Raw genomic sequence first — 2,309 nt, 5'->3', positions numbered from 1 at the left:
TACAGCTATTCGGGCGGGGCCTACTCGCTGGATGCGGGGTTTCCGCAGGTGATTTCGAACAACAGCAGCGAGACTTTGACCATCGATAAGGATTCCACCGGTGCGCTCTGGGCTACCTGGACCCAGGTGGCGGGCACGACCAACACGGTCTTCGTGAACAGTTCCGGCCCGGGCGGGACCGGGTGGGGGACCCCGTTCGTGGTGCCCGGGGCGGCGGATCCGAACCCGACGCCGGATGACCTCTCGGCGATTGTGGCGTTCCGGAACGACCAGATCGGGATCATGTGGACCGACCAGGCGACCGGGACGGCGTACTGGTCGACGCATACCGACGGGGAGGATCCGCGGGCCGCGTCGTCCTGGCGGCACCGGGAAGCGATCCGCGGGAACCGGCAGGTCGATGATCACCTGAACATCAAGACGCTGCAGGCGGACCCGACCGGCCGGGTGTTCGCGGCGGTGAAGACCAGCCTCAATGACGGCTCGACGGATCCGAACCTGGCCCAGGAGGTGCTGGTGGTCTTCAAGCCCGGCACCGGTGTCTTTGAGCAGACCACGATCGCTAGGACCGGGGACTGCGTGTCGCGTCCGCAGATCATGCTCGATACCGAGAACAACCTGGTCCGGGCCTTCCACACCGCGCCCTCCACGACGGTGGCCGGCTGCGCGTTCTCCGGGGTGGCCGGCAGCATTTATGAGAAGACCGCGTCGATGGACAACCCGGTCTTCGGGACCGGCCGCGGCACGGCGGTGATCGAGGACGCGAATTCGGCGAACATGAACAACGTGACCAGCACCAAGCAGAGCGTGAACTCAGCGACCGGGATCGTGGTGATGGCCACCGACCACGTGGCCCGGCGCTACTGGTTCTCGGACCGCAGCCTGGGCACCCCGCCCCCGCCGCCGGGTAACGCCCCGGTCGCGTCGTTCACGGCGTCCCCGACCTCCGGCACGGTGCCGTTGACGGTGAGCTTCACCGATACCTCCACCGGCACCCCGACGTCTTGGGCGTGGGAGTTCGGTGACGGGGAAACGGCCACCGCGCAGAACCCCTCCCACACCTACACCACGGCCGGGACCTACACCGCCCGGCTGACCGTCACCAACGCCGACGGCTCCGATACCAGCACCCGGACGATCACCGTCGATGCCGGCGGCGGCACGGGCCCGGGGATCGCGCTGCGCAGCTCACGGACCGCGTCCACCGAAACCGCGACCACCACCGTCTCCCTGCCCGCACCCACCGGCCGGGCCGCCGGGGACGTGCTGGTCGCCTCGTTCACCGCGGACAAGAACCCCACCACCACCGTCCCGGCCGGCTGGACCGCGATCACCAACGGGCTGAACATCGGCAGCGGCGCCCGCGTCTTCGCCTACTACCGGGTGGCCGGTTCCTCCGACCCCGGCACCTACAGCTGGACGCTGAGCACGGCGGTGAAGTGGGGCGGCGGCATCAGCGCCTACACCGGCGTGAACACCACCACGCCGCTGGACAGCACCGTCGCCAGCGCCGTCAACGCCACGTTCTCGGCCACCAGCATCGCCGTTCCCGGGGTGAGCACCGCGAGCAACGGGGCCCTGCTGATCGGCGGCCTCGGGTTCGACAGCTCCACCCCCGCCGCCACCGCGCCGACCGGCTGGACCGAACGCTTCGAAACCAGCGGCGGCCAGGTCGCCGAACAGGCCGACCGGACCCAGCCCGCCGCCGGCGCCAGCGGCACCGCGACCTGGACCTTCAGCTCCGCGAAGGCCGTGGCCGCCTGGCGCACCGCCCTGAAACCGGCCGGGACGGGCACCCCGCCCCCGCCCGGGCCCACCGCACCGGTCGCATCGTTCACGGCCTCCCCGACCACCGGCACGGTCCCGTTGACGGTGAACTTCACCGACACCTCCACCGGCAACCCGACCTCCTGGGCCTGGGAATTCGGCGACGGCGGCACCGCCACCGCGCAGAACCCCTCCCACGTCTATGACACCGCCGGGACCTACACCGCCCGGCTGACCGCCACCAACACGGCAGGCTCCGACACCAGCACCCGGACCATCACCGTCAACGCCGGCGGCGGCACACCCCCCGGGATCACCCTGCGCAGCTCACGGACCTCGTCCACCGAAACCGCCACCACCACCGTCTCCCTGCCCGCCCCGGTAGGCCGGGCCGCCGGGGACGTGCTGGTCGCCTCCTTCACCGCGGACAAGAACCCCACCACCACCGTCCCGGCCGGCTGGACCGCGATCACCAACGGGCTGAACATCGGCAGCGGGGCGCGGGTCTTCGCGTACTACCGGGTGGCCGGCTCCTCCGACCC

Annotated in this window: 1 protein-coding gene; it reads left to right on the top strand. The window is 70.7% G+C overall.

Going from position 1 to position 2,309, the window contains the following annotated elements; all coding sequences use genetic code 11:
• Positions 1-2,309 (top strand): PKD domain-containing protein (locus JYA52_RS22280; RefSeq protein WP_240459839.1); only part of this gene is annotated, 2,309 nt, incomplete at both ends.

It is taken from the genome of Arthrobacter pascens (genome assembly GCF_017052465.1).
Taxonomy (GTDB): domain Bacteria; phylum Actinomycetota; class Actinomycetes; order Actinomycetales; family Micrococcaceae; genus Arthrobacter; species Arthrobacter pascens.
The sequence above is the reverse complement of the archived record's forward strand: the minus strand, read 5'-3'. Positions and strand labels throughout refer to the sequence as shown.